This window comes from Halostagnicola kamekurae (genome assembly GCF_900116205.1).
GTDB lineage: Archaea > Halobacteriota > Halobacteria > Halobacteriales > Natrialbaceae > Halostagnicola > Halostagnicola kamekurae.
The window spans coordinates 815077-837819 of record NZ_FOZS01000001.1; the positions used below are offsets into that span (position 1 = coordinate 815077).

Here is a 22743-nt window from a genome sequence, read left to right on the forward strand (position 1 = left end):
GCCCCCGTGATGGGGGATTCGACGCGCTCGTGGAGAAAGGCACTTCCGAACGCATCCCGTCCGCTCGAGCGTGAGCACCGACACGCCGAGCGACCGCGGAGCCGGGCCGCGCCGAATCGAGGTCTACGAGGGGCGCGAGGCCGTCGTCGAGTTCGACCCCGACCTCACGTTCGAGTGCGTCGACGACTGCACCTGGTGTTGCCATCACGGCGTCTTGCTATACGATCGGGATCTGATCGAACTCGCCGCCCGCGCGAACCTCGCGGAGACGACCACCGACTTCCGCGGCGAGAAGTTCGTCACTCGAGAGCCCAAAGACCGCGAGGCACACGTCGACGAGGACGGCAACGCCTGTGCGTTCCTGCGCGAGGACGGGCTCTGCTCGCTACATCTCGAGGAGGACTGGAAACCGACCCGGTGTTCGGTGTTTCCACTCGGCGTCTGGCTCGAAGAGGGCGACCTGCACGTCGATATCCGGGACTCGGCACACGACCACTGCGACGGGCTGAACGTCAGCGATCGCCGCGTCATCGAGAACCTCGAGGCGTTCCTCCCGGAAGTGCTGTGGGACCTCGAGAACCCGGATTCCGAACGAGTCCTGTGAGCGCACGGCAGGTACTGTTTGCGGGGCTCGCGTAAACGGTCACAACATACTTGCCACCGCCCGTCGTGGGTGGGCCTGTCATGCAAATCGATGCAGCCGTGGTCGAACAGGAAGGGGGAGCGTTCGAGATCGAGAGCGTCGAACTCGAGGAGCCACAGGATAACGAAGTGCGGGTGCGGATCGTCGGGGCCGGCGTCTGTCACACGGATCTGATCGTCCGCGATCAGTTGTATCCGACGCCGCTGCCTGCGGTGCTCGGACACGAGGGGTCAGGCGTCGTCGAGTCCGTCGGCGACGCGGTTTCGTCGGTCGAACCCGGCGACCGAGTCGTCCTGAGTTTCGACTACGACGAAGCGTGTCCGAGTTGTCGCGCCGGCCAACCGGCCTACTGCGAGGACTTCTTCGCGCACAACTTCGGGGGCGAACGTCCGGAGGACGGAACGTCGCCGCTCTCTCGAGACGGCGAGTCGATCAGCGGCCGGTTCTTCGGCCAGTCGTCGTTCGCGACCCACGCGATCGCGACCGAACGGAACGTCGTCCCCGTCGACGACGACGTCCCACTGGAACTGCTCGGACCGCTCGGCTGTGGCATCCAGACGGGCGCCGGCGCGGTCATCAACTCGCTGGCCCCGAAGACCGGTTCCTCGATCGCGATTTTCGGCGCGGGATCGGTCGGCCTCTCGGCGGTGATGGCCGCCGACATCGAGGGCTGTACGGACATCATCTCGGTCGAGTTGAAGGACAACCGCCGCGAACTCGCCGCGGATCTCGGCGCGACCGAAACCGTCGATCCGGCCGCGGTCGACGACGCCGTAGAGCACGTCCGGGAGCTGACCGGCGGCGGGGTCGACTACGCCCTCGAGACGACGGGCGTTCCCGAGGTCGCCGAACAATCAATCGACTCGCTCACGCAGCGCGGTACTGTCGGGATCGTCGGCGCGCCCGCGCTCGGCACCGAGGCGAGTTTCGACGTCAACGACCTGATTCTGAACGGGCGATCGATCACCGGGATCGTCGAGGGTGATTCCAACCCGAAGGAGTTCATTCCGGTTCTCGTCGAACTCCACCGGCAGGGGAAGTTCCCGTTCGACGAACTCGTCACCTACTACGACTTCGACGAGATCGAGCAGGCGGTCGAAGATTCGGAGAACGGGCGAACGATCAAGCCCGTCCTCAAGGTCAGCGAACCCTGAGAGCCCGCTTTCGTCTCTCGTCGCCGTGGCGTTTCGGACTGGGAGTCTCGCCGACGCTTTGGTGAGTGTCACGATACCGTGCGACTCAAATGATTTAACCGTCGGGCGATACAATTACCGTTGTGACTGAAGACACAGGGCGGCGGAACCTTCGCATGCCCAACAACGATGAGGTGTTCGCAGTTGTTACCGAACATCTCGGTGGTAACCACGTCCGGCTTCGCTGCCAGGACGGTGAAGAGCGCCTCGGTCGAATCCCCGGCCGCATGAAATATCGAACCTGGATCAACGAGGACGATATCGTCGTTGCAGAGCCGTGGGACTGGCAAGACGAGAAGGCGACCATCGAATGGCGCTACTCCGGGCAGGACGCAGACCAACTGCGACGCGAAGGACACATCGACTGATCGACTTTTATCGCCGCGGGTAAACGCGGTGTCGACTTCTAGCTGCGAAAGGCAGCGTTGAGTACAGTACAGATCCGTTCGGACGGGTAGTAGCGCTTCATCGTTTCGACCTACCATGCGTGACATACTCTCCCATACTTTTATGGGGCTCCGACGACAAGCCACAAGTACCGCCGGTCGATAGCAAGTCCGGTGCCAGACTGTGCGCGCGTACCGCACTCGAACGAACCGCGACGGATCGCGCATCCTCGTGTGGGAGAACGACGCGGCGAGGACCTGAGTCTCATATTCGCGCGATCTGTTTTCCGATTTCTTCGCCGATCACCTCGAACCACGGCCCGCTCGGACTGCCAGTCGCTCGAGCGACACGCCTCGGTCTGTCTCGACGGGCTTCGTTCTGTCACGAAAGCCTACCTATGTGTGACCCACGCTTATGATCCAGTCCCTACTATCGGGACACAATGAACTCGTTGGCGGGTGAGTCGGTGGTCGTGGTCGGGGCCGGCGTCGGCGGACTCTCGACGGCCTGCTATCTCGCGGATGCGGGGGCGGACGTTCGCGTCGTAGAGAAGAACGAACAGCTCGGCGGCCGGGCATCCGTTCTCGAGGAGGACGGCTTTCGGTTCGACATGGGACCGTCGTGGTACCTGATGCCCGACGTTTTCGAGCGCTTTTTCGGCCAGTTCGACCGCGCGCCGACGGACTACTACGACCTCACCCACCTCGATCCGCACTATCGAATCTTCTTCAAAGACGGCGACGAGGTCGACATCACCCCCGATCTCGCGGAGACGAAATCCCTCTTCGAATCCTACGAGGACGGAGCCGGCGAGGCGTTAGAACGGTATCTCGAGAAATCACGAGAAAACTACGAGGTCGGCATGGAACACTTCGTCTACGAGGACCGACCGCGCCTGCGGGACTACCTCGACCTCGACGTCGCCCGGCAGGCTCGCGGGCTCTCCTTGCTCGGGACGATGCAGGGCCACGTCGAGAAGTACTTCGATCACCCGAAGCTCCAGCAGATCATGCAGTACACGCTGGTCTTTCTCGGCGGGTCACCGAACAACACGCCGGCGCTGTACAACCTCATGAGCCACGTCGATTTCAACCTCGGCGTCTGGTACCCCGAGGACGGACTCGGCGGCGTTATGGACGCGTTCGTCGAACTCGGTCGAGAGCTCGGCGTCACCTACGAAACGAATCAGCCGGTCACGGCGATCAAGGGCAGAGCGGGCGCGTTTCTGGTCGAAACCGATCCCCACGGTGGGACGGACTCGTCCGCGCGTCCCGGCGCGTTCGAGGCCGACATCGTGGTCAGCAACGCGGATTACGCACACACCGAGCAGGACCTGCTCGCGCCCGACCAGCGCGGCTACGACGCGGACTACTGGGAGTCGCGGACGTACGCCCCCTCGGCGTTCTTGCTCTATCTCGGCGTCGAGGGCGAGATCGAGGAACTCGCTCACCACACGCTCGTCCTGCCGACGAACTGGGAGCAACACTTCGAGCAGATATTCGAAGAGCCGGCCTGGCCGGACAACCCGGCCTACTACTGCTGTGTGCCCTCGAAAACCGACGACGACGTCGCTCCCGACGGCCACAGCGCCCTGTTCGTCCTCGTGCCAATCGCGCCCGGCCTCGAGGACACGTCCGAACGCCGGGATCGGTACCGAGAGCAGGTGCTCGAGGACATCGCCGCGAACACCGGCGAGGAACTGCGCGACCGCATCGTCCTCGAGAAACGCTTCAGCGTGGAAGACTTCGCCGACAGGTACAACAGCTTCCGGGGGACGGCGCTCGGAATGGCCCACACGCTTCGCCAGACGGCGCTGTTCCGGCCGCCCCATCGCTCGAAGGCGGTCGACGGGCTCTACTTCACCGGCTCGTACACCACGCCCGGCATCGGCGTCCCGATGTGTCTCATCAGCGGCGAACTCACGGCCGACGCGGTGCTCGAAGACTACGCCGGGTGAGTCTATGACCGACGACGAACCGAGCGGGCACGGTGGAACGGTCCGGTCCGAGGGAGCCGACGACGCGAGCACGCTCGAGGGCGCGCTTCGATACCTGCTGGTGCTCTCGCGGCCGCGGTTCTGGCTGTATCTCGCGGGACCGGTGCTCGTGGGCGCGGCCTACGCCGCGGAGTCGGTCGGCAGCCTCCTCTCGCCGCCGGTTCTCGCGCTGTTCGCGTACTTTCTGGTTCCCGCGAACGTCTTTCTGTACGGGATCAACGACGTCTACGACCGGGAGATCGACGCGGCGAACCCGAAAAAATCGGGCCGAGAAACGCGCTACGAGGGCCAGCGGATCGTCGCGCCGGCGGTCGTCGCGTGCGCGCTCATTCCGATCTTCTTCGTCGCGCTGGTGCCGTCGGCGGCGTGGCCGTGGCTCGCGCTGTTTCTCTTCCTCGGGGCCGCCTACAGCGCGCCGCCGCTTCGGTTCAAGACCGCGCCGTTTCTCGACTCGCTGTCGAACGGGCTCTACATCGCCCCCGCGGGAGCGGCCTACGCGGCCGTCGCCGGGACGCACCCTCCCGCGATCGCCGTCCTCGGCGGCTGGCTGTGGGCGATGGGCATGCACACGTTTTCGGCGATTCCCGACATCGAGCCCGACAGAACGACCGGCATCCGAACGACCGCGACGGTGCTCGGCGAGAGACGAACCTACGCGTACTGCGGCGTCTGCTGGCTGCTCGCCGCCGTCGCCTTCGGCGCTCTCGAGTACCGACTCGGCGCGCTCATGCTCGTCTACCCGACGTTTCTCGCGGCCGTCGCGACCGCCAGCGTCGACGTCGATCGCGCCTACTGGTGGTTTCCCGCGATCAACACCGCCGTCGGCGCGATTCTGACTATGGGCGGCCTCTGGAGGCTGGTGTATGTCTGAGCGGGAACGTGGCGGTGACGGCTCGGACGCCCCGTCCGAGTCGCGGCGATCCGCGGATACCTCGAGCGCCCGGGGAACGCGATCGACCGTCCAGCGACGGCTCGAGGCGCTCGTTCGGGAGCACCGATTCACGATCGCGGTCGTCTTTCCACTGGTCGGCGCGACGACGTTGCTCGCGAGCGACGCGGGCGTGCTCCCGGGGCCGCTTGCGTACAACCCGCTGTTTTTGCTCTTCGGGACGGCGGTCATGCGGTCGCCGCTCGTGGTCGGCTTGCTTCCGACGGTCGATCGGCGGGCGCTCTCCGGACTCGCGGCCTTGACGCTCTACACGTACGCCATCGAGACTGTCGGGGTTCGAACCGACTGGCCCTACGGGGCCTTCGAGTACTCGATCCAGCTCGGGCCGATGCTCTTCGGCGAGGTCCCGCTGGCCCTGCCGCTTTTCTTCGTGCCGCTCGTGCTCAACGCGTACCTGCTGACGCTGTCGGCGCTCGAGAGGGCCTCGAACGTCGCGTTGATTCGCCTGCCCGTCGCGATCCTCGCAGTCGTCGCCGTCGACCTCGTGCTCGATCCCGGTGCGGTTTCGATCGGCTTCTGGACCTACGATCCCGCGGGTACCTACTACGGCGTCCCCGCCTCGAACTACCTCGGCTGGCTCCTCTCGGGTACCGTCGCGGTCATCCTCGTCGACCTCGCGTTCGATCGCTCGGCGCTGCGGGCTCGCGTCGACGACTGCGAGTTCGTCCTCGACGACCTCGTCAGCTTCACGGTGCTGTGGGGGGCGATCAACGTCATCTACGGAAACTGGCTCGCCGCGGGCGTCGCGCTCCTGTTCTGCGCCGGACTGTTTCGGACGGATCGGTACGACTTGGGGACGATCACGTCGGCGCTATCACGACGGTGGGAAAACGCGTTCTGAACGGATTTACCGGGTTGGCACGCCCTCTCCGTGACCGGGCCCGCGGCGGCCGGTTTCGCTCGGCGGCACGGCCGAGACGCGCTTGAAGACCGCCTCCGGATCCCGGTTCCAGTGCCAGTGCCAGCGCGTCTTCGCGAGACACAACAGCTTTCGCGTGGTCGACAGGGACGGCTCCTCGCTCAAGACGTCGTAGTCCTGCGCCCGGATCACGTGATGGTGCTCGGCATACAGCACCGCCGCGAGCAAGACCGGCAACTGACAGTCGTTCGGCAAGTATCTGATCCCCGCGACGCCCTCGCGATAGAGCCGTTCCGTTCGTTTGAGTTCCGACTGCATCACCGACGCGAACGAGCCCGAAAACTCGAGGTTCTCCACCGCTCTCTCATCGACGCCGTGTTCGCGCAGGCTCTCGAGCGGGAGGTAGATCCGATCACGGTCGACGACGTCCTCTCGAACGTCCCGCAGGAAGTTCGTCATCTGGAACGCCTCACCGAGTTTCACCGCGTGCGGCTGAGCGAGATCCGCTTCGTCGGTTTCCATGATCGCCGTCATCATCACGCCGACGGCGGCTGCCGAACCGCGCATGTACGCCTCGAGATCGGCGTAGGTCTCGTAGCGGTTCGTTTCGATGTCGGTTTTCATCGCGTCGATGAAGACGTTTATCTCCCGGTCGGCGATGTCGTACCGCTCGCGAAGCTGATCGAACGCCACGAGCACGTCGTCTTCCGGGGGCTGTTCGCCGAGGGCCTGCGCTCGGAGCGACTCGAGCCGAGCGGCCTGTTCGGCCGGGGGCGTTCCGTTCGCGTCGTCGACGACCTCGTCCGCGATTCGAAAGAACGCGTAGAGGACGTGCGTGGCGTGGCGAACCCGCTCCGGAAGAAACCGCGTCGCGAGGTAAAACGTCTTTCCGGTCCGTTTCTGAATCGCCTTGCCCGTCTGGATGTGTTCCCGTTGCATTCTTTCGTTCCTGACCAGTAGCCTTCCGCTCGCTACCCCTCGAGGATGTCTTCCGTACGACAGGTGCATATAAAATAGACACCCCTCACTAGTTGGGTTTCGACGAATTTTCCTCGAGACAGACTGAGAACCGTCCTGACGAGACGGGCTGTTCCGTTCGTATACTGTTCGAGACGAGCTGTCCTGTCCGTGTGGGCGGCCGGTCAGTCCTCGGACAGTTCGTCGACGAGTCAGTCCTCGAGCAGTTCGTCGGCGAGCATCGGAACGAACGTCCCGATGTCGGTGACCATGCCGATCGCCTGGGCGCTCCCCCGGTCGAGCAGTTGCGTGACCGTCGCGGGGTTGATATCGACGCAGACGGTTTTGGTCGTCGACGGGAGGCAGTTCCCCACCGCGACGGAGTGAAGCAGCGTCGAGAGCATCAATACGAGATCGGCCTCGCGGGCCTGCTCGCGGATCGCGTTCTGAGCTTCGATCGCGTCGGTGATCGTGTCCGGGAGCGGCCCGTCGTCGCGGATCGACCCGGCGAGCACGTAGGGAACATCGTTTCTAACACACTGGTACATCACACCGCCGTCGACCAGGTCCGCCTCGACGGCCGCCTCGATCCCGCCGACGCGGCCGATCTCGCTGATCGTGTAGATGTGGTGTTTGTGACCCTTCCGGGGGTGCTCGAGCGACTCCGTGTCGACGCCCAGTGAGGTCCCGTAGAGGTTGCGCTCTAAGTCGTGGACGGCGAAGCCGTTGCCCGCGCTCAGGGCGTCGACGTAGCCCGCCCGAACCAGGTCCGCGAGCGCGTCTCGACCGCCGGAGTGGACGATCGCAGGGCCACAGACGACGAGCACGGTGCCGCCCTCGGCCCGAACCTCGCGCATCTCGTCTGCGATCTCCTCGATCAGCGAGGCGGAGGGGCGCTCGCTCGAGACGCCGCCTTGCATGAAGCCAAAGGAACTGCCCCCGTTTCGCGGCCGTTCGGGCGGTTCGACCCTGATTCCGGTTTCGCCGGTGACCACGAGATCCCCCTCCTCGACGGCGTTGAGCACTTTCGTGCGCACGAGGGGGCCGTCGTCGGTCCGCTCGACGACGAGCGCGCAGTCCATCTCGGGGTCTTCGACTTCGACCCACGAGCCGTCGACGCGGACGAACGTCGGGTGGTTCGTCGTCGAGTAGAAGTCAACTGGAACGACCTCCTCGTCCGGCGCGGCCTCTACCGTCGCGTCCCGAGGATCCGCGACCGTCGCACCGTTTTGATTCAGTTCGTGCAGGATCGCCCGGAGGTCGTCCGCGGACGCCGCGGAGACGCGCATGCGACAGTACGTTTCGGCGTGTTTGTGTCGACCCACGTCGAACTCCTCGACTTCGAACTCCCCGCCGAGATCCATCACGGCGCCGAAACACCGCCCCATCGCTCCCGAGTCGATGATGTGACCCTCGAGCTCGACGGTTCGCGTATTCGTCATGCGAGTTCCTTCGCGGTCGACCCCCGTCAAAGTGCGTGTCGTGACGGCAGCAACCAGGTGCGGTGCCCCCCGCGGCTACCGAACGTGGCGCTCCCCATGAGCAGCCGGCGGGGCCTCAAAGCGGCGGCTGCTCGCTTGAGCGTTGCTACCCAGTCCGAAGATCGATATCGCGCCGTGAACTACCGACACCCTCGCGGACCGACGACCAACCGGGAACCGATAACGGGGCGTGACTCTCAGTCGGTGGCGTGAAAATTCCTATGGGGGACGATACCGTACGTGAAGGTATGTCCTCGGACTCAGGAACGGCAGCTCGCTCGCGGTGTTTGAACTGCGGATTCGAAGCCGAAGGCGGCTCCTCGGAGTGGCGACGGCTCGAGGTGCCGAAGCTCGGGCGGATGACCCAGTGTCCCGACTGCGAGAGCACCAACGTCATTACCGGCCGGTAGCCGCTTTCCCGTCGATCGGATCGGTTCCCTCGGGGCTCTCCGGGCGATCCGCGACCCGAGATATCGAGCCGTCCGGACAGACTCTTAGGGCTCTCGCCCGTAGGGTTACGTATGGACCCAGAGACTGACACGCCCTCGAGCGGCGAGTCGTCGACCGACCGTGGAGCCGACCCGGCCGAAAAGAGCGACGCGGAGTGGCGCGAGGAACTGACCGACGAGCAGTACCAGATCCTCCGCGAGGCGGGAACCGAGCCGGCGTTCAGCGGCGAGTACGTCGACCACAAAGCCGACGGAAGCTACACCTGCGCGGGCTGTGGTGCGACGCTTTTCGACTCCGACACCAAGTTCGAATCCGGCTGCGGCTGGCCGAGTTTCTACGACGTCGACGACGCGCGGGTGACCACACACGTCGATACCAGCCACGGAATGCGCCGAACTGAAGTCCGCTGTGCGAACTGCGACGGCCACCTCGGTCACGTCTTCGAGGACGGGCCCGAACCGACCGGCAAGCGCTTCTGTATCAACTCGGCGGCCCTCGAGTTCGACGACGAGTAGCGACACGACCTCGCCGACGAGTAGCGACGCGACTTCGGCAAGCAACGATGCGGTGGTCCCCCCCTCTGAAAAACGACACCGAATATGCAGGCACCACGTTTTCGGACCGCTTTCTCGGAAGCGCTAGTACGATGTCTACCGAACGACCGGCCGCCGAGGAACTCCGACAGGGAATGACGGTCGAAATCGTACAGGAAGACGCGGACGTTCGATCGACCGACGAAGAACCGATCCACGGCGAGATCGGCACGGTCTACGGCGACGATCCGGACGGCCCCCGGGTGAAGCTGAAAAGCGGCGTCGTCGGCCACGTCCAGTCGGTCGTCGTCGACGAGTAGCGGTCGACTCGGCGTCCGAGTAGCTGAGCGTCGGTTCGAGAATCCGCTCGAGCGGCGGCTCCGTCGCTGATTCGCCCCGCTAGTTCGTCTCGCTGATTTGTCGCTGATTCGTCTCGCCGTTCCGTCCCGCCGTTATCGTCGAGAGAAAATTATTTCACCGGCTTTGATGAAGCGGGGCTGTGCGCTGGTCGAACGTTCGAAGCCTCGCTGCGGAGATCACGGCGGTCGCACGCGAACGGCGGATCGGCGTCACAGCCGCGGGGCTGGCCTACCACTCGTTCAACGCGCTCGTCCCGCTCGTCATTCTCCTGCTCGTCGCCGTCACCGTCGTCGACTCGCTCGAGACCGTCGTCGATTCGCTCGAGACGATGACGGGACTCGAGGAGGTCATCGACCGGGAGCACCTCGACACGGTCGCCAGCGCCGGCGGGAACCGGACGCGAGCGGCGCTGCTCGCGCTCGGCATCTTCCTCTGGAGTACGATCCGCCTCTTTCGGGCGGTCGACAGCGCGTTTACCGTCGTGTACGCCTCGAGGCGAACGCGGTCGTCGCTCGAGGCCGCCCGCTCGGCGTCGCTCGTGACGGGTCTCTATACGATCTTGCTCGTCGCGACCGTCGCTGTCGCGGTCGCGCTCGTCGGCGCGCTGGGCGTCAGCGCGTCGTTGCTCTTTACCGGGCCGCTCGCGACGGGAGCGAGCCTGCTCGTGCTGACGGGGCTGTTGTTCGCGCTGTTCGCGCCGATCTACTACGTCTTCCCGCAACCGAACGTTTCGATCCGCGAGATCGTTCCCGGAACGGCTTTCGCCGCGGTCACGTGGTCGCTTCTCGCCGTCGGCTTTCGCGTCTACGTCTCGACCGCCGAGACGGTCGCGCTGTTCGACGTCGCCGGCGCGATCCTGTTGATACTGACGTGGGTCTACTTCGGCGGGTTCTGTCTGCTCGTCGGCGCGGTGCTCAACGCGGTACTCGCCGACCGCGTCGACCCGGACGACGGCTGGGTTCCGCTGTCAGAGGAGCTCCCGAACGCGAGTTGACGCCGATACGCGGCGGTTTGGTTTCCCCCGGAAGTCTCCCCGCGGTCCTCTCACGTCCCGTCCGTATCGGTGGGTTCTATCCCGTCGGGCGCATACGGGTTGCGTATGGATCCTTCGGTCCGCTGCGACGAGGTCCGCGTTCTCGTCGTCGAGCCGACGACCGATTCCGACGGGCCGCCCTCGCTCGAGAGCGCGCTCGAAGCCGCGTCCGTCGATACGTCGTTCGGTTCGCTCTCGGTCACTCGCGTGAAAACGGTTGCCGACGCCGTTGCACGGCTCGAATCCGGATCACCGTCGGCAGACGAAGCCGACTCCGAACCGACACCCGCGGCCGACCCTGAACCAACACTCGCGGCCGACGGCATCGAGGTCGTCCTCGCCGCCGCGGATCTCCCCGACGGAACCGGGCTGGAACTGCTCGAGCGAGTCCGCGCCGGCCGACCGACGGTGCCGGTCGTCCTCTCGCCGCGTTCGGGCTCGGAGCGGCTGGCGAGCGACGCCATCAGCGCCGGAGCCGCCGAGTACGTCCCGCGAGAACGGGCGGGCGACGACCTCGCCGCAGTGCTCGAGCGAGTGATCGACCGCGAGCGCGACGACCGCGACGCCAGGGCAGCCGGTCGTCGGTTCAGGACGATCTTCGACGACCCGGAGACGTACGTCTGGGAGCTCGACCGCGAGGGAACCGTTCGACGGGCCAACGCCGCCGCGCTCGAGGCGATCGACGCCTCGCAGGCCGACGTTCGCGGTCGGCCGTTGCAGGCGACGCCGTGGTGGCTCCCGGCCGATCGCCCGACGATCGAGACGGCCCTCGAGCGGGCGGCGTCGGGCGAGCCCGTCAGGCGGGAACTCGCCAGTCGGTGTGCGGCCGCACCGGACGGCGACGGGGACCGATCGGAGACGAGACGGGTGCTCGAGGTGACGTTCCGCCCGGTTCGAGACGAGTCGGGCTCGGTCATCTCCCTGCTCGCCGAAGGCAACGACGTCACCGACCGGGTCGAACTCGAGGCGGAGCTCCGGGAGTCCGAAGAGCTCCACCGCGTGACGCTCAACAACATGACCGACACGGTCCTCATCACGGACGAGTCGGGGGCGTTCACCTACGTCTGTCCGAACGTCCACTTCATCTTCGGCTATACGGACGACGAACTCCACGAGATGGGGTCGATCGAGGAGCTTCTCGGACCCGACCTGTTCGACCGCGAGGAACTCGCAGAACAGGGCGTCCTGACGAACATCGAGTGCACCGCGACCGACAGGGAGGGCGACGAGCACACGCTGTTGGTCAACGTCCGCGAAGTCTCTATTCAGGGCGGAACGTTACTGTATAGCTGCCGCGACATCACGGCCCGAAAGCGCCGCGAGGAGGCGCTGACCGCCCTCCACCGGACCGCGAGACGGCTGTTGCTCGCGGAGTCTCGGGCGGAAATCGCGGACATCGTCGTCGAGGACGCCGTGGACGTCCTCGATCTCGAGGCCAACGGCGTCTACCTGTTCGACACCGACGACAGCGCTATCCGGCCGGCGGCGGCGACGTCGGCGTTAGAGCGCGCACACGGCTCACTCGCCTCGCACCGAGCGACGCCCGACTCAGTCGTCGGTCAGGCGTTCGTCGACGGCGAGACGCAGATATTTGACGACAGCGAGTCGCAGCATTTCGACGACGTTCGCGAGTCGGACCGGCTCTCGCAACCGGAGACGGATCTTCGAAGTGGTGCGTACGTCCCGCTCGGGAACAACGGCGTCTTCATCACCGGATCGACGGCGGCGGGCGCGTTCGACGAGGTCACTCGAGAGGTCGTCGACCTGCTCGCGACGACCGCGGAAGCGGCGCTCGACCGCGTCGAGCGCGAATCGGCGTTACACGAACAGGAGCGGGAACTGAAAGACCGAAACCGACAGCTGACCCGGCTCAATCGCATCAACGAGTTCATCCGCGAGATCGATCAGGCGATCGTCAGGGCCGAGACCCGCGAAGAGATCGAAGCGGCCGTCTGCAACCGGCTCACGGGGACCGATCGCTTTTCGTTCGCCTGGATCGGCGGGCTGGACCCGGACGGAACCAGTCTCGAGGCGCGCGCCCACGACGGCGCGGGCCGCGGCTATCTCGACGCCGTGGCGGGCCCGATCGGCGATAACCCGGGTGAACCGGCGATCGAGACGGCGCGGTCCGACGCCGTCACCGTCGTCTCGAACGTCGCCGAGGGGCTCCACGAGGAGCCCTGGCGAAAGCGCGCGCTCTCGAAGGACTACCAGTCGGCGATCAGCGTTCCGCTCTCCTACGACGAGTTCTCCTACGGCGTGCTCACCGTCTACGCCGGCCGCCCGTCGGCGTTCGGCGAGACGTCCCGGGCCGTCTTCGCGGAACTGGGCGAAACGATCGCGTCGGCGATCGCCGCGGTCGAACGGAAGAACGCCCTGTTGACCGCCTCGCGGACGCGTCTGGACCTCGAGATTGACGACGAGACGTTCGTGTTCCAGCAGCTCGCGACTCGCGCGGACTGTACGGTCTCGTTCGACGGCGGCGTTCGTCAGCACGAAGACGGCGCTGCCGTCTCGGTCGTCGCGTCCGTCGACGGTGCGACGGTCGAAACCGTCGCCGCCGTCGCCGAGGACCTCGTTTCGGTCGCCGACGTACAGATCCTCAGCGAGGACGCGAGCGGCGGGAGTTCTCACGCCGACGGGGAGGCGTCGGGCGGGTCGCTCCTCCTCGAGCTTCCGACGCCGTTTCTCGCGATCCGACTGGCCGACCACGGCGTCGTCCTCCGGAGCGTTCGGGCGACGCCGGAGGGGACGCGGATCGTCGTCGACGTCCCCCAGACCGTCGACGCGCGAGCCCCGACGCGAATGGTGACGAACAGCTTCGAATCGGTCGAACTGCGCTCGAAGCGCCCGGTCGAGGGCGCGTCGGCCGGCGACCTGCGGACCAGGCTCCTCGAGGAGCTGACCGATCGACAGCTCGAGGTCGTCCGAGTAGCCTATCACGGCGGGTTCTTCGAATCGCCCCGTGAACAAACGGGCGAGGAAATCGCGGCCTCGCTCGATATTTCGCCGGCCGCGTTCTACGGTCACAACCGAACCGTCCAGCGGAAACTGTTCTCGGTGCTCTTCGAGGAGATCGGTTTTCCGGCAACTGACGCACTGGGGGTTGAATACTGAACCCAGGTGAGCGGATTCTGCTAGTAGTATAACGAATACGTCTTTCCTAATATCCCTATTACACTGAGGTGCCGACGAGCGCCGCGTCGCCGATTCGGCAGTGATACCCATGAAAGACGTCACGACAAACCCCGACGAGGAATCGACATACGAGTGCTTTGCCTGCGGAGCGGTGACGCAAGCGACGTCCCCCATTGACTGTCCGGAGTGCGGTGCGGATATGCGGAATCGAGAGATTCCGGTCGAGTAATTCATGCCTTCGAATGTCTCGTCCGCCCCGCCTCGAGCGGACGCTTCGAACGAACCGGAGACGGCCCTCGAGACGGCCAGACGGCAACTTGCCCGCGCCGGGTCCCAGACCGAGATCAGCGATAACGTCCTCGAGCGGTTAGACCACCCCGCGAAGGTCACGGAGGTCACCGTTCCGGTCGAGCGAGACGACGGCAGCGTCGACGTGTTCACCGGCTTTCGCGCCCAACACGACAGCGTTCGCGGCCCGTACAAGGGAGGCCTGCGATTCCACCCTGAGGTGACTCGAGACGAGTGCGTGGGGCTCTCGATGTGGATGACCTGGAAGTGCGCCGTGATGGACATCCCCTTCGGCGGTGCCAAAGGCGGCGTCGTCGTCGACCCCAAATCGTTGAGCGAGGCCGAGCGCGAGCGGTTGACACGCCGGTTCACACAGGAGATCCGCGACGTGATCGGCCCGACCAGAGACATTCCGGCCCCCGACATGGGTACGGACTCGCAGGCGATGGCCTGGATCATGGACGCCTACAGTATGCAACAGGGCGAGACCATTCCCGGCGTCGTCACCGGCAAACCGCCCTCCGTTGGCGGAAGCTACGGCCGCGAGGAAGCGCCCGGACACAGCGTCGCCATCGTCACGCGCGAGACCTGCGAATACTACGACATGCCCCTCGAGGAGACGACGGTCGCCGTCCAGGGATTCGGCAGCGTCGGCGCGAACGCCGCCCGCAAGCTCGAGGAGTGGGGCGCGACTGTCGTCGCCATCAGCGACGTCAACGGCGCAATCTACGACCCCGCTGGCATCGACGTCGCGTCGATTCCGGCCCACGACGAGGAACCGGAGGCGGTGACCAGCACCGCAGACGACGTCATCCCGAACGAGGAACTGCTCGAGCTAGACGTCGACGTGCTCATTCCCGCCGCGATCGGTAACGTCATCACGGAGGCGAACGCCGACGATATCCGGGCCGATCTGGTCATCGAGGGCGCGAACGGCCCGACCACGTTCGCCGCGGCCGCCATCCTCGAGGAGCGAGACATTGCAGTCGTCCCCGACATCCTCGCGAACGCGGGCGGCGTGACGGTGAGTTACTTCGAGTGGCTCCAGGACATCAACCGCCGAGCCTGGAGCCTAGAGGAGGTCACCGCCGAACTCGAGGCCGAGATGGTGACCGCCTGGAACGCGGTTCGATCGGAGGTCGAGTCCCGAGACGTGAGTTGGCGGGACGGCGCCTACATCGTCGCGCTCTCCCGGATCGCGGAGGCACACGAAGTGCGCGGCCTCTGGCCCTAATCGCGGGAGAATCGCTGATCTAGTCTCTCGGCTCTCGACTCGAGTAAAAGGGTCGTTGCGGGGACGAGTTCTCACCCCCGCACTGTGACCCACAGCGCTGTAGTACCCATGAGAAGGCCCGGGAGCATCGCGAGTGTTCCAACGGCCAGAAACCCCGTTTCAGTGTATTCGATTCCCCGAAACAAGAACAGATACTGAAGGAACGCGGGGATGGCGATGATCGACGTGAATATACAGCCGTACACGAACAGGAGATCGATCTTTCGAGCGTCTCGTATCATTCGGGCTTCAGACTTCGTTCGTCCGTTCATTCGCGAGACTCACCCGCCGACGTATCGATACCGAAAAGCGCGTTTCCTCCGCAAAACCCGGTGTACCAATTCACCACCAATCCGACGCCAGCGGTGCCGAGCGTCGCGGCTTTCGTCGGTTGCTCGTCTCTGAGTGCCGCGATCCCCGTCACGAGTAACCAGATACCCAGTACGCCTCGGATCGTCCGATCGACGGTGCCGATATTTCGGTGCATGACTGGTGGTACGCGCCGCTGGATGGAATCCGTATAGCCGCACATTTCTACTGGGTTTATAAGAGTGCGCGAACCGGGACTCGAGCGGGGCGCGGGTCGGACCAATTCTTTTGGCCGCGTCCGATCGAGTATCGGTGTATGAAACGCGTTCGAGTGACGATTCGCACACGAGACCTCGAGTTGCCCCTGACCTACGAACGGGCGACGAGCGAACGCGATATCGTCGAGCGGGTGCAGGTCATCAACTGGAACGTCGTCGCGCCCACGGCGTCGTTTTTGCTGCGAGTTCGCGGCGACGTTCCTCGATTCGAGGAGCTTCTACGGGCAGATTCAGCCATCGACGAGTACGAACTGCTCCCGGTAACCGAGCGCGAGAGCTACTGCTTCGTGACGGGAGCCGGAACGCCCGACGCTCGAGCGCTCTGGGAGAACTTCAAGCGCGGCAGCCTGATGACGATCCCGCCGGCGGAGTGGAACGTCGGGGAGAGTTATACGTTCACTGCGGTGGGCAGACGATCCGACATCCAGGCTGCGATCGACGGACTGCCGGACGACGTTCGCGTGGACATCGAATCGATCGGTGGGAAACGGGTCGCGGCCGACGGCGTCGTCGACCGACTGTCCGATCGGCAACGAGAAGCCGTTCGGACGGCTATCGACCTCGGTTACTACGACACGCCGCGCGGAGCGACCAGCGACGAGATCGCTCGCGAACTGAACTGCGCACCGTCGACCGCGGCAGAGCACCTTCGAAAGGCCGAATCGAAGGTGATAACCGGCGTGTTCGACGTCTGACCGTCTCGATCATCGCGAGCGAACGAGTCCCGCCGGACTCCCGCTTCGCGACGCGACAGCTTTTTGCGTTCGTGCTCGAGCATGAGTGGTAATGACTCTCGCCGATCGCATCGCCCGCTTTCGGGCGACGCTCGAGGAGTGGCTCCGGGGGCTCTCTCACGGACTGTTCTCCCACCCCGCCTACGAGAAGATCGAGAGCGAAGCCGAGGATCTCGAGGACGAGTTCATGCTGTCGTGTTTCCCCGACGCCTTCGGCGTCCCGTCGCCGGTCTCGTACTACACGGCCGAACTCCTGCCGTACCTCGAGGACGAGTTCGAAGCGTGGGAGCGACGGCTGTGGGACCGGGGCTCGCTCGTCGAGCGGAAAGGCCGGCAGTACCACTTCTGATGGAGCGATACGTCTTCTTCGGTGGGAAAGGCGGTGTCGGGAAGACGACGGTCTCGGCGGCGTACGCCCACACGTGCGCGACCGCCGGCCTCGACACCCTCGTAGTCTCGACGGATCCGGCTCATTCGGTCGGCGACCTCTTCGACCAGGAGTTCGGTGACGAACCCCGGCCGGTCGACGGCGTCGACCACCTCCACGCGCTCGAGATCGACCCCCAAGCGGAGGTATCGGAGCACCTCGCGGAGGTCAAACGAAACCTCTCCCAGCAGGTCTCGGCGGCCATGGTCAACGCCGTCGACAGACAGATCGAGATGGCCCACGGGACGCCCGGCGCGTACGAGGCGGCGCTGTTCGACCGGTTCGTCGACGTCATGCGAAACAGCGATCCGTTCGATCGCGTCGTCTTCGACACCTCGCCCACCGGCGGCACGCTGCGACTGCTCTCGCTGCCGGACTACCTCGAGGGCTGGATCGACCGACTGATAGCCAAACGCCGCAAGAGCATCGACCTCTTCGAGAAGGCGGCGATCGGGAATCAGGAACCCCGTCGCGTGATGGACGGCGATCCCGTCCTCGCACACTTACAGGATCGCAAGGAGTTCTTCGAGGCCGCCGGTGAGATGCTCCGAAACGAATCGGCGTTTTTCCTCGTGTTCAACCCCGACTCGCTCTCGATCCGGGAGACCGAACGCGCGATCGACGACCTCGCCGAGCAAGATCTCGAGGTCCGGGGCCTGGTCGCCAATCGGCTCACGCCCGAACCCGATCCCGACGAGAACGGACGGGGTGCCAGCTATCTCCGCGATCGGGTCGAGACCGAACGCGAGCGACTCGAGACGGCCGCTCGAGTGTTCTCGCCGCCGATCGTCGCCGAGATCGAGACGGCGGTCGAAGAAATTCGGGGCGACAGGCTCGCTCGGGTGGGTGACTCGCTCGAGATCGATGTCGGCGGAAACTGATCGCGGGCGACTCGCCCGGGTTTGCTTCCCGAAGATATTTCTCCCTTATACAATAACACAATATTGGTTCTCATCGAAATATTATCGGACCGAACCGCTCGAGGCCGATCCGCCTCTCTATTCGAGACTATCGGAGACTACAATGAATTATATTTATATTCCTCCCGTCCTACCCGGGCTAGAGAGAGGATAACATGGTAGGAGTAATATGGATCGTGGCACTGGTGTTGGTGACGTTTTCCGTCTCGTACATCGCGTACGGACGGTATCTCTCGCAGTTCGTGGGGCTAGACGACAGTCGGGAGACGCCGGCACACAAGTACCAGGACGGACAGGAGTACGTGCCGGCGAAGAAGCCGGTACTACTGGGGCATCACTACTCGAGTATCGCGGGCGGCGCGCCCGTCGTCGGCCCGATCACGGCCGCGCTGGTCTGGGGATGGATACCGGCCGTGCTGTGGGTCGCTATCGGCAACCCGTTATTGGGGGCGGTCCACGACTTCGTCTCGTTGACCAGCAGCCTTCGACACGAGGGGAAGTCGATCGGCTACATCATCGGTGAGTACGTCGGGGAACGCGGCAAGAACATGTTGCTGTGGTTCGCGTTCTTGTTGACGATCCTCGTCGTGGCGGTGTTCGCGCTCGTCATCGGCGTCGTGTTGAACGCCTACCCATCAGCGGCGACCGCGAGTCTCCTCTACGTGACCCTCGCGTTCGTCTTCGGGGTTTGGCTCTACCAGCTGAACCTCCCGTTCTCGCTCGGGACGGTCATCTTCGTCGCCGGCGTCTTCGCGTCGGTCTGGATTGGCATCCAGTACCCGCTCGCGATCGTTCCCGGCGACTACCCCGACGGAACGATCGTGCTGCTCGACTCGGCGTCGTTCTTCCCGGTGTTGCTCGAGAGCGCGAACATCGGCGCGTGGGTTCTGGTGATGCTCGTCTACGGAGCAGCGGCCAGCATCCTTCCGGTGTGGATGCTGTTGCAGCCACGGGACTACCTCTCCTCGTTCCTCCTGTACGCGGGGGTCGGCGGGAGCCTGCTCGCGGTCGTCGTCGGAACGTTCATCACGGGAACCAGCGGCGGTGCGGTCAATCCCGAAACCGACGCCCAGATCTCCCTCGAGATCGTGACGGGGGCGTGGTACGGCTTCCTCGGACAGGGCGGTCCGCTCGCCGCAGAGGGGCTCATTCCGGTCATGCCGCTGTTTCCCCTGCTGTTCCTGACGATCGCCTGCGGGACGATCAGCGGGTTCCACGCGCTGGTCTCGTCGGGAACGACTGCCAAGCAACTGAACAAGGAAACCGACGCCAGACTGATCGGCTACGGTGGGATGCTCGCCGAAGGGCTACTCGCAGCAGTCGCACTCTGTGCCGTGACGATCATCGCTATCACGCCGTCGGGCGTCGACGGCGGTATCGGCCTCGCCTTGCCAAACTTCGCGACCGGCGGCGGTGCGATTCTCACCGCACTCGGGATCCCGTTCGATTACGCCGCGCCGTTCATGGCGCTCGTGCTCGCGAGCTTCCTGTTGACGAGCATGGACACGGCCGTTCGATTGGGCCGATACATGTTAGAGGAAATCGTCGGGACGCCGGAGACGACCGCCGAGGAGTACGCGGCAAACCGCTACGTCAACACGTCGATCATCGGAGTCGTCGCGTTCTTCCTGCTCGCCAGCGGTCGGTGGGAGGACCTCTGGACGCTGTTCGGAGGTGCGAATCAGTTGCTCGCATCGCTGGCGCTTCTGGCCGGAACCGTCTGGCTCGCGAACTGGGACGAGTCCAAACAGTTGCTCTCCACCGGCGCTCCGATGGCGCTGATGGGGTTCATCACGATTATCGGCCTCAGCTGGGTCGGGCTCTACCAGATCCTCGGTGGACGACTGCTCGGCATAACCGCCGACGCGGAGACGGCCCTGCTCGGGCAGGTGTCGGCGATCGTTCAGTTCGCGATCGTCGCCGTCCTCATCGGGCTGGCGCTGTCGCTGTTCAAGATCGGGTACGACAACATGCAGTCGGCCCGGAGAACGGGTGACGGAGTCGCGGCCGACGTCAGTTCGGACGACGATTGATCGCGACTCGCCGTCGCGGTTTTCGATCGCGCTCGCTTTTCGCCGACTCGAGTCACGAAGAGCAGAATCACACGGCCATTTCATTTCGGTTCGCCCTCGAGTGACGCGTCGGCGTCGAGGAGTCGGGCTATAGCTGTAGCCGCCGCGAAAGCAGTCCGAGTAACCCCGGATCGTCCGTCTCGATCGGGTCCCAGAGCCGGAAGGCGCTCGCGACGTCGGCGTTCTCGCTCGCGACCAGATCCTCGTCGTCGGGCGCGACGACCGCGAGATTGATCTCGTAGTGGCCGTGGAAGCCGTACTTCAACAGCGTCCGCCCGTCGAAGCCCGCGACGCGCTCGCGGATCGAGTCGGGGACCGAGGGCGCAATCGTGACGAACGTGAACTCCGTCGAGAAGTGCTCCTCGTCGGGCTCGATCCACTCGTCGGCCAGCCGCTCGCCGAGGTCGACGAACCGATCGAGCGTTCGATCGTCGACGGCGTCGACGCGCCCGACGAACAGGTGTTCGGTCGACTCGTGTTCGGCCAGCGAGAGCGCAGGGTGGAGGAAGTGCTTCTTGTTCACTAACTGCATTCGACCGTAGAGCGTGAATCGCTCGCCCTCGACTGCGTAGTCTCTCTCGAGGTCGTAGTTGTGGAACAATCGGTCGCTGACCCGGTCGACGTACTCGTCGTCCCAGTCGGGGACGTCCGCGAGGGCGTCGGCTGTCGACCCGGTCGCGGTATCGCCGGCCGCGGACGCGACCGAATCGGTTTCGTCGGGGGTATGGGTGCCGTCACTCATGTTGGTCACCGGGTCGGTCCCCGAGGTGATTGTCGGCCGAGATCGACCGGCTCGGCTCGTGAGTACTCCATGCGCTCTGATGGCACGACACGTGCAAAAGTCCGTCGACACCGTCGCCGGCTGCGACCCTCGCGTGTCGGCAGGACTTAAGACACGTGCGACCCTATCACAAACGATAGATCATGGCTACGGACCGCGAAGCGTGCGGCCGCTGTTCGATGTCAGTAGCGGTCGACGTCGCGAACGGTGATCGAGACGACGACGAGCGGGCAAAGCGCGATCCGTACGGTCGGGACCGCATCGAAGTCGACGAACGCGAGTTGAAGATCCTGTCGCCGGACGGCTGGATCGCCGGCCTCTCGAGTCGGTTGAACGACGCGGCCCAGCGCGCGATCTGGCGCCGGTGACACGTTCTACGGACAGCGAGTCCACGCCTCGAGTCTCTCGACGGAGGCGAGCGAACGGTCTCGACGCCTGTGGAACGATCAGTTCGTGGTCGTCACTTCGATGACGTCTCGAGGCTCGACCTCGTAGTCTTTACCCAACTGGCGGTTCGTCCGGCAGTCCGTCGCGTAGAGGAAGCCGTCGCCGATGTCCGAGTGGAGACTGTAGGCGAAGTCCTCTGCGGTTGAGTCGGGGTCGATCAGGTAGCAGTCGGGCAACACTTCGCCGCGTTCGTTACCCAGCCCGTTCGCGCCGCCGGGGAAGACCGGAATCACGCCGAGCACGTCGAACAGGGCCGTCTCGAGGGCGGCCTGAACGCCCGTCGCCCCGTACTCGTCGAGGAAGTCCCGAATCTGTTCTAACCCCTCCTCCTGCGATCCGGACACGTCGCCCGTGATCTCGAAGTCGTCGTCGCCCGGTCGGTAGTCGACGACGCCGGCCTTGTCGGCGGATTTGAGCGCCTTTTCGGCGTGGGCGCTGCAGGGAACGATCGTCAGGTGCTCGTAGTCGGGATCGGCCGTGATCTCCTCGTAGTTTTCCTGCGCTTCGGGCGTGTCCATCTTGTTCGCCGCGATCACCATCGGCTTGGTCTCCTTGCGGATCTCGCGGGCCAACTCGAGTTCGTCCTTGTCGTCCCACTCCTCGGGATCGAAGCCGACGCCGACCCGTCGAATGAGGCGTTTGATCTCGTCCTCGTTGGTCTTGAACGCGCTCATTTGCTCGGCGAGTTCCTCCTCGATAGCGTCGTCTTCGGTCGTGTAGCCGGATGCGTAGCGCTCGATGCCCTTCTCCAAAATGCCGAAGTACCACTGATCGAGCTCCTCCTCTAAGAAGGCGATGTCGTCGCGCGGGTCGTGGCCCTCGGTCGGTTCGCCCTCGAGATCGGTCTCGCCGGAGAAGTCGACGACGTGGACGAGCACGTCGGTCTCGTTCAGATCGGTGAGGAACTGATTGCCCAGTCCCGCGCCCTCGTGTGCGCCGGGGATCAGCCCGGCGACGTCGACGAGTTTCGTCGGGACGAACCGGGTGCCGTGGTCGCAGTAGCCGACGTTCGGCGTACACTCCTCGTCGAACTCGGGCGCCGCACACTCGACGCGGGCGTAGGCTTCGCCCACGCTGGGATCGATGGTCGTGAACGGGTAGGCCCCTTCGGGCACGTCGTTCATCGTCGCAGCGTTGAAAAAGGAGGACTTGCCGACGGAGGGTTTGCCGACGAGTCCGATTCGATAACTCATTGCCCGTTGTGGTGGGGCGGCACCTAAACGGGTTTCTGTCCG

Annotated in this window: 24 protein-coding genes; 18 read left to right on the top strand and 6 right to left on the bottom strand. The window is 64.8% G+C overall.

Annotation, left to right across the window (positions count from 1 at the left end):
• Positions 1-70: 70 nt before the first annotated feature.
• The 6 genes from BM348_RS04060 to cruF all read left to right on the top strand — a co-directional run bounded on the left by BM348_RS04060 (position 71) and on the right by cruF (position 6009).
• Positions 71-604, top strand: a complete 534-nt coding sequence (locus tag BM348_RS04060; RefSeq protein WP_092902248.1) for a YkgJ family cysteine cluster protein — start codon at positions 71-73, stop codon at positions 602-604.
• 80 nt (positions 605-684) lie between these two features.
• Positions 685-1797 (top strand): NAD(P)-dependent alcohol dehydrogenase, encoded by a 1113-nt coding sequence (locus BM348_RS04065; protein WP_092902251.1) that lies wholly within the window; start codon positions 685-687, stop codon positions 1795-1797.
• Between the two features lie 122 nt (positions 1798-1919).
• On the top strand, positions 1920-2204 hold the full coding sequence (locus BM348_RS04070) for a translation initiation factor eIF-1A (RefSeq protein ID WP_082146691.1): 285 nt from the start codon (positions 1920-1922) through the stop codon (positions 2202-2204).
• Positions 2205-2665: 461 nt separating this feature from the next.
• Positions 2666-4180 (top strand): phytoene desaturase family protein, encoded by a 1515-nt coding sequence (locus tag BM348_RS04075; protein ID WP_092902253.1) that lies wholly within the window; start codon positions 2666-2668, stop codon positions 4178-4180.
• Between the two features lie 4 nt (positions 4181-4184).
• A complete protein-coding gene (locus tag BM348_RS04080) occupies positions 4185-5090 on the top strand; it encodes a prenyltransferase (RefSeq protein ID WP_092902255.1) in 906 nt (301 codons plus the stop codon).
• Positions 5083-6009, top strand: coding sequence for a bisanhydrobacterioruberin hydratase (gene cruF / locus BM348_RS04085; RefSeq protein ID WP_092902257.1), 927 nt, complete (start codon positions 5083-5085; stop codon positions 6007-6009). Before BM348_RS04080 ends, cruF begins: the two co-directional genes overlap by 8 nt.
• Positions 6010-6015: 6 nt before the next feature.
• Here the strand turns inward: cruF and BM348_RS04090 are convergent, their stop codons facing one another.
• Complete coding sequence (locus BM348_RS04090; protein WP_092902259.1) at positions 6016-6966, bottom strand: phytoene/squalene synthase family protein; 951 nt, start codon at positions 6964-6966, stop codon at positions 6016-6018.
• A 230-nt stretch (positions 6967-7196) separates the two neighbouring features.
• Complete coding sequence (locus BM348_RS04095; protein WP_092902261.1) at positions 7197-8426, bottom strand: ornithine cyclodeaminase; 1230 nt, start codon at positions 8424-8426, stop codon at positions 7197-7199.
• A 287-nt stretch (positions 8427-8713) separates the two neighbouring features.
• On the opposite strand from BM348_RS04095, the gene BM348_RS21110 reads away from it, so the two are divergent.
• The 7 genes from BM348_RS21110 (at position 8714) to gdhB (ending at position 15501) form a co-directional block, all read left to right on the top strand.
• Complete coding sequence (locus BM348_RS21110; protein WP_175507096.1) at positions 8714-8875, top strand: hypothetical protein; 162 nt, start codon at positions 8714-8716, stop codon at positions 8873-8875.
• A 111-nt stretch (positions 8876-8986) separates the two neighbouring features.
• Complete coding sequence (gene msrB, locus BM348_RS04100) at positions 8987-9430, top strand: peptide-methionine (R)-S-oxide reductase MsrB (RefSeq protein WP_092902263.1); 444 nt, start codon at positions 8987-8989, stop codon at positions 9428-9430.
• 131 nt (positions 9431-9561) lie between these two features.
• Positions 9562-9768, top strand: coding sequence for a DUF2196 domain-containing protein (locus BM348_RS04105; protein ID WP_092902265.1), 207 nt, complete (start codon positions 9562-9564; stop codon positions 9766-9768).
• 179 nt (positions 9769-9947) lie between these two features.
• Positions 9948-10802, top strand: a complete 855-nt coding sequence (locus tag BM348_RS04110; RefSeq protein WP_092902267.1) for a YihY/virulence factor BrkB family protein — start codon at positions 9948-9950, stop codon at positions 10800-10802.
• Positions 10803-10907: 105 nt separating this feature from the next.
• On the top strand, positions 10908-13958 hold the full coding sequence (locus BM348_RS04115; protein ID WP_092902269.1) for a bacterio-opsin activator domain-containing protein: 3051 nt from the start codon (positions 10908-10910) through the stop codon (positions 13956-13958).
• 109 nt (positions 13959-14067) lie between these two features.
• Positions 14068-14208, top strand: a complete 141-nt coding sequence (locus BM348_RS20540; RefSeq protein ID WP_139231136.1) for a rubrerythrin-like domain-containing protein — start codon at positions 14068-14070, stop codon at positions 14206-14208.
• A gap of 3 nt (positions 14209-14211) precedes the next feature.
• Entirely contained in the window at positions 14212-15501 is a 1290-nt protein-coding gene (gene gdhB / locus BM348_RS04120) for a glutamate dehydrogenase GdhB (protein WP_092902271.1), read from the top strand.
• A 71-nt stretch (positions 15502-15572) separates the two neighbouring features.
• On the opposite strand, the gene BM348_RS04125 is transcribed toward gdhB, so the two are convergent.
• Positions 15573-15812: a hypothetical protein gene (locus BM348_RS04125; protein ID WP_092902273.1), complete on the bottom strand. Its 240-nt coding sequence runs from the start codon at positions 15810-15812 to the stop codon at positions 15573-15575.
• Entirely contained in the window at positions 15809-16027 is a 219-nt protein-coding gene (locus tag BM348_RS04130) for a YgaP family membrane protein (RefSeq protein ID WP_092902275.1), read from the bottom strand. The genes BM348_RS04125 and BM348_RS04130 overlap by 4 nt, the downstream gene beginning before the upstream one ends.
• Before the next feature lie 138 nt (positions 16028-16165).
• Between BM348_RS04130 and BM348_RS04135 the strand changes: the two genes are divergently transcribed.
• The 4 genes from BM348_RS04135 to BM348_RS04150 all read left to right on the top strand — a co-directional run bounded on the left by BM348_RS04135 (position 16166) and on the right by BM348_RS04150 (position 20241).
• A complete protein-coding gene (locus tag BM348_RS04135) occupies positions 16166-16822 on the top strand; it encodes a helix-turn-helix domain-containing protein (RefSeq protein WP_092902277.1) in 657 nt (218 codons plus the stop codon).
• A gap of 91 nt (positions 16823-16913) precedes the next feature.
• The gene (locus BM348_RS04140) at positions 16914-17210 is read left to right on the top strand and encodes a hypothetical protein (protein WP_050050901.1); all 297 of its coding nucleotides are present in this window, start codon (positions 16914-16916) and stop codon (positions 17208-17210) included.
• On the top strand, positions 17210-18169 hold the full coding sequence (locus BM348_RS04145; RefSeq protein ID WP_092902279.1) for an ArsA family ATPase: 960 nt from the start codon (positions 17210-17212) through the stop codon (positions 18167-18169). Before BM348_RS04140 ends, BM348_RS04145 begins: the two co-directional genes overlap by 1 nt.
• Positions 18170-18363: 194 nt before the next feature.
• Positions 18364-20241, top strand: coding sequence for a carbon starvation CstA family protein (locus tag BM348_RS04150; protein ID WP_092902281.1), 1878 nt, complete (start codon positions 18364-18366; stop codon positions 20239-20241).
• A gap of 127 nt (positions 20242-20368) precedes the next feature.
• Here BM348_RS04150 and BM348_RS04155 read toward each other — a convergent pair whose 3' ends face one another.
• Positions 20369-21022 carry a hypothetical protein gene (locus BM348_RS04155; RefSeq protein WP_092902283.1) on the bottom strand — a complete coding sequence of 218 codons (654 nt, stop codon included), beginning with the start codon at positions 21020-21022 and terminating at the stop codon, positions 20369-20371.
• Positions 21023-21204: 182 nt separating this feature from the next.
• Here BM348_RS04155 and BM348_RS04160 point away from each other — a divergent pair, with 182 nt between their 5' ends.
• Positions 21205-21429 carry a hypothetical protein gene (locus BM348_RS04160; protein ID WP_092902285.1) on the top strand — a complete coding sequence of 75 codons (225 nt, stop codon included), beginning with the start codon at positions 21205-21207 and terminating at the stop codon, positions 21427-21429.
• Between the two features lie 78 nt (positions 21430-21507).
• On the opposite strand, the gene BM348_RS04165 is transcribed toward BM348_RS04160, so the two are convergent.
• Positions 21508-22701 (bottom strand): redox-regulated ATPase YchF, encoded by a 1194-nt coding sequence (locus BM348_RS04165; RefSeq protein WP_092902287.1) that lies wholly within the window; start codon positions 22699-22701, stop codon positions 21508-21510.
• Positions 22702-22743: the final 42 nt, after the last annotated feature.

Excerpts from the sequence above, each read along its gene's own strand:
- BM348_RS04080 (WP_092902255.1), top strand. The coding sequence starts at position 4,185 with ATGACCGACGACGAACCGAGCGGGCACGGTGGAACGGTCCGGTCCGAG.
- cruF (WP_092902257.1), top strand. The coding sequence starts at position 5,083 with ATGTCTGAGCGGGAACGTGGCGGTGACGGCTCGGACGCCCCGTCCGAG.
- BM348_RS04165 (WP_092902287.1), bottom strand. The coding sequence starts at position 22,701 with ATGAGTTATCGAATCGGACTCGTCGGCAAACCCTCCGTCGGCAAGTCC.
- BM348_RS04140 (WP_050050901.1), top strand. The coding sequence starts at position 16,914 with ATGACTCTCGCCGATCGCATCGCCCGCTTTCGGGCGACGCTCGAGGAG.
- BM348_RS04065 (WP_092902251.1), top strand. The coding sequence starts at position 685 with ATGCAAATCGATGCAGCCGTGGTCGAACAGGAAGGGGGAGCGTTCGAG.
- msrB (WP_092902263.1), top strand. The coding sequence starts at position 8,987 with ATGGACCCAGAGACTGACACGCCCTCGAGCGGCGAGTCGTCGACCGAC.
- BM348_RS04135 (WP_092902277.1), top strand. The coding sequence starts at position 16,166 with ATGAAACGCGTTCGAGTGACGATTCGCACACGAGACCTCGAGTTGCCC.
- BM348_RS21110 (WP_175507096.1), top strand. The coding sequence starts at position 8,714 with ATGTCCTCGGACTCAGGAACGGCAGCTCGCTCGCGGTGTTTGAACTGC.
- BM348_RS04115 (WP_092902269.1), top strand. The coding sequence starts at position 10,908 with ATGGATCCTTCGGTCCGCTGCGACGAGGTCCGCGTTCTCGTCGTCGAG.
- BM348_RS04145 (WP_092902279.1), top strand. The coding sequence starts at position 17,210 with ATGGAGCGATACGTCTTCTTCGGTGGGAAAGGCGGTGTCGGGAAGACG.
- BM348_RS04095 (WP_092902261.1), bottom strand. The coding sequence starts at position 8,426 with ATGACGAATACGCGAACCGTCGAGCTCGAGGGTCACATCATCGACTCG.
- gdhB (WP_092902271.1), top strand. The coding sequence starts at position 14,212 with ATGCCTTCGAATGTCTCGTCCGCCCCGCCTCGAGCGGACGCTTCGAAC.
- BM348_RS04075 (WP_092902253.1), top strand. The coding sequence starts at position 2,666 with ATGAACTCGTTGGCGGGTGAGTCGGTGGTCGTGGTCGGGGCCGGCGTC.
- BM348_RS04105 (WP_092902265.1), top strand. The coding sequence starts at position 9,562 with ATGTCTACCGAACGACCGGCCGCCGAGGAACTCCGACAGGGAATGACG.
- BM348_RS04155 (WP_092902283.1), bottom strand. The coding sequence starts at position 21,022 with ATGAGTGACGGCACCCATACCCCCGACGAAACCGATTCGGTCGCGTCC.
- BM348_RS04150 (WP_092902281.1), top strand. The coding sequence starts at position 18,364 with ATGGTAGGAGTAATATGGATCGTGGCACTGGTGTTGGTGACGTTTTCC.
- BM348_RS04125 (WP_092902273.1), bottom strand. The coding sequence starts at position 15,812 with ATGAACGGACGAACGAAGTCTGAAGCCCGAATGATACGAGACGCTCGA.
- BM348_RS04090 (WP_092902259.1), bottom strand. The coding sequence starts at position 6,966 with ATGCAACGGGAACACATCCAGACGGGCAAGGCGATTCAGAAACGGACC.
- BM348_RS20540 (WP_139231136.1), top strand. The coding sequence starts at position 14,068 with ATGAAAGACGTCACGACAAACCCCGACGAGGAATCGACATACGAGTGC.
- BM348_RS04130 (WP_092902275.1), bottom strand. The coding sequence starts at position 16,027 with ATGCACCGAAATATCGGCACCGTCGATCGGACGATCCGAGGCGTACTG.
- BM348_RS04160 (WP_092902285.1), top strand. The coding sequence starts at position 21,205 with ATGGCTACGGACCGCGAAGCGTGCGGCCGCTGTTCGATGTCAGTAGCG.